This is a genomic window from Nitrosomonas oligotropha, assembly GCF_900106555.1.
GTDB classification, from domain to species: Bacteria; Pseudomonadota; Gammaproteobacteria; order Burkholderiales; family Nitrosomonadaceae; genus Nitrosomonas; species Nitrosomonas oligotropha_A.
On record NZ_FNOE01000071.1, the window covers coordinates 1 to 2,107 of the forward strand.

The window sequence follows — 2,107 nt, forward strand, 5'->3', positions numbered from 1 at the left end:
GGGCGTAATCCTTCTGACGCACGTCCAGTGTTTGATACGACCACTCAAGCAGATGATGGCCGCCGATTCCGGTTGGCTTAGATGTTCGGTCAGTTTTTCCCAATAGGCATCCAGTGTCACGCCATCCATATTAAATGCGATTCCTTTACGTAGTTTGCGCTTTTGGTACTTTTTCACGGATTTGATGGCGATGTCGATGAAGCCGCCTTTGGCGTCAATATTTTCAAAACCCCAAATCAAGGCTTCTTCAAGTTTGTCATGTTTATCCAAATAGCCGATCAGCTTTTTAAACAAAACTTTCCTTTGGCTGGCTTTGCGTCCCAGTTTGCGATCATAGTGGAATTTGCCGATGACGGCTTCGGTGGCATTCATCACCGAATAAACGCCACATAATCCATCAATACTGCCTTGCCGGATGGGCATGATGCTTTCCTCCTCATCCATACCAGCTACCAGATTTTGCTGACTGCGTTGTTGTGGAACAACTGGCCATCCCGGATATAGCGCTGCAACATCACATCCGACTTATGCGCAGTTTGCTGACGAATTTTCCAGCAACTGACCCCGGCTTTGGCCGCACTGGTAACTAAACCCGCCCGCAAGCTATGGCCGGAATACTGTTTGGGATTCAATCCGACCTCAGCCACACGCTGCTTGATGATCAGCGCTACCGATGCGGCGCATAATCCGTAATCCGTTATTTGCTCGAAGCGGTTCATGCGGCGAAACAATGTACCAGTTTTGATGGCTGATTTTTTGAGCCACAGTTTCAAAGCCTGCACCGGGCATTGACGGCCATTGGTATAGGGAATGGCGACATTGCGGCCAATGCCATTTTGGTCTGTTTTGCTGCGGCGCATCTGGATCAGCACACCTTCAGTCACAAACCGCACGTCTTCAACTTGCAGTGCGACCAATTCCGAACGGCGGAATGCTCCGGCAAAGCCTATCAGTAGCAGTGCTTTGTCGCGTAATCCGATCAGTCCGGTTAATTTTCTCGTAATCTTCACCAGATCGGTCTTCAGCAAAGGCATGACCTGGCGCTGCTTGCTGCCGTTGATGCGCCGGATACCGCGCAGTGTATCGGTGACCAATGCTGATCGAGTCGGTGATGCAAATCCTTTATCTTTATGCGCATGACCAATTGCCACCACCCGGCGATTGAGCGTTGCCAGTGACAAGGTATTGGCATGAACAGCCAGATAGGATGCTACACAATGCGGGGTTGCTGGAATCTTGCCGCCGCTTTCCAGGAAATGTGCAATATCGCTCCGGTAGGCCAACTGGGTATTCTTGGCTTGCGTGGCGGCCAGATAGGTGCGGACTTTTTTGCGGGTATCGCGGCTTGCGAGTATGGGTTTGATTTTCATATAGCCTCCTACCGGACATCGACGTAGCGCATACACACGCTTAACAAATGCTCGTAGTCGCTGGCTGTGGCTTCGCGCATGAAGTTTTCCGCCAGTTCCGGGCGATTGCTATTCAGGATGGCGCGGCGGACCAGGCCGAGAATCATAAAGGCGTTGCCATCCTTGCCGGTCAGTTCCACCACGGCATCGGTTAATGGTGAATCGGATTTTTCAATCAATTTCATATGAATCTCCATAAGTAATGGATAACCCAATCATCACGGTTGCTATAATGATCAGTTATCGTAAGTAATAAAAAAGCCCGCCAGCATTGAATCTGCTGACAGGCTAATGTTTGGGTGTTTTCGTTTATTTTGCTCCCATAACACCCGAAAGGAGCTTATTGTTATTAAAAACCAATAGCAAAAGTCTGGCTCAATATTCCTCAGGCAACAGCAACGTGGTGACACTGCGATCAGCTTCGGTGATGATCCATAGATTCTGATCGTCGCTGATGGTGTAACTCGATAAGATGCGCCAGCCGTTCTCGACCGAACGCAGGTTTTCTTCTGCATCGCCGGGTGGCACGTTGCCCCAGTCACCTGATTGATGTCGTTTGATCAAATCCATCGCATTGATGGCATACCGATCCAGTGCTCCGAGTGCGCCAGGGGTTGCAAAAATCTTGCCTAAAGGAAACAGGGCAATAGGACGCCGCTCCCTTGTCGATTTGGGATTACACATTTTTTCTCCTTTTT

At 49.7% G+C, this 2,107-nt stretch carries 4 protein-coding genes; all 4 read right to left on the reverse strand.

What is annotated here, in order from left to right; genetic code table 11:
* A partial coding sequence (locus BLU57_RS15575; RefSeq protein WP_143027016.1) for a hypothetical protein occupies window positions 1-444 on the reverse strand: 444 nt, incomplete at its 3' end.
* Window positions 445-449: 5 nt separating this feature from the next.
* Entirely contained in the window at window positions 450-1,370 is a 921-nt protein-coding gene (locus tag BLU57_RS15580) for a site-specific integrase (protein WP_090322918.1), read from the reverse strand.
* A gap of 8 nt (window positions 1,371-1,378) precedes the next feature.
* Complete coding sequence (locus BLU57_RS15585) at window positions 1,379-1,594, reverse strand: hypothetical protein (protein ID WP_090322920.1); 216 nt, start codon at window positions 1,592-1,594, stop codon at window positions 1,379-1,381.
* A gap of 190 nt (window positions 1,595-1,784) precedes the next feature.
* The coding region (locus tag BLU57_RS15590; RefSeq protein ID WP_256206342.1) for a hypothetical protein at window positions 1,785-2,107 on the reverse strand (323 nt) is incomplete at its 5' end.